Source organism: Aliidiomarina maris (assembly GCF_003987335.1).
In the GTDB taxonomy this organism is placed as follows: domain Bacteria; phylum Pseudomonadota; class Gammaproteobacteria; order Enterobacterales; family Alteromonadaceae; genus Aliidiomarina; species Aliidiomarina maris.
The window spans coordinates 1-1,040 of the sequence record NZ_PIPK01000038.1; the positions used below are offsets into that span (position 1 = coordinate 1).

Annotated in this window: 1 rRNA gene; it reads right to left on the bottom strand. The window is 42.3% G+C overall.

Annotation, left to right across the window (positions count from 1 at the left end):
• Positions 1–84, bottom strand: a 16S ribosomal RNA gene (locus CWE07_RS14250); the annotation flags it as partial.
• Positions 85–1,040 lie beyond the last annotated feature (956 nt).

A 1,040-nucleotide genomic window follows, 5' to 3' on the forward strand; every position in this document is an offset into this window, starting at 1 on the left:
AAGCTAGAAATGTTACCGCTCGACTTGCATGTGTTAGGCCTGCCGCCAGCGTTCAATCTGAGCCATGATCAAACTCTTCAATTAAAGATTTTGATATGCAAGTGCTCAATGAATCGTTGGTTCTTAATCAATTTGGTCATTAAAGACCGCTTTGTTTGGTCACCAGCATTTCATGAGCATTTTGATTCTTATTGCAAGACAAGCTTGCCGTCCGACTCTGCTACCTAGGTAGCTTTTTAAGTTGCTCAATCAATGTAAGTGCCCACACAGATTGCTTGGCTTTGATATATTGTTAAAGAACGTTTTGCTTGGCGTTGTCCGCTTCAAGCGAGGTGCGCATTCTACACAACTCATTTTCAGCGTCAACTCTTTTTTCAAATTTCTGCGTTCAATTTGACTTGTTAGCAGACAGTTAACACTGAGTTTTAAACCTTTCCCGCTCATCTCGAGCCGGGAGCGCCATTTTAAGGGTTTCATTAATCCCGTCAAGGCTTTTTTCAAACTTAATTTACTAGCAACTCGTTGCTGGCTAACCGTTTGAAGTGAGGCGCATTATAGAGATGACAGCGGCGATGACAAGGACTTTTTGCAAGTTTCACTATGAAACCTGCTCGAATGCTCAGTTATTCGACAAAGCCAACATCCTATTCATTTATGTGGTGCTATTCTCACCAATTTATGTCGCTAACGTGAGCAAACTTTAGTCGTAATACTGGGATTGATGCCAAGATCGACTATACATAGGTATAGTAATGTTTCATTATGCACCTTGTGCGATGCGTTTTACCTATTTTATTAAGCAGTCAGTAGGTGTTCATCAACCGCATCGGCACATCTGTGTTTGTTTATGTATTCTATCTAAGGAAATTTCCATGACTCGTGTAACACCAGCTAGCAATATTCTTGTTGCAGCGGCCTTGTTGATCAAATCCGTACCGAGGGTAAAATTGCCCCTTTCCCACCTGGGGTTAACGCACCATTTCGCTCACGGGCATGCCAAGGCGGGTTAATTTATTAAGTACGGCGACCCGTACATAACC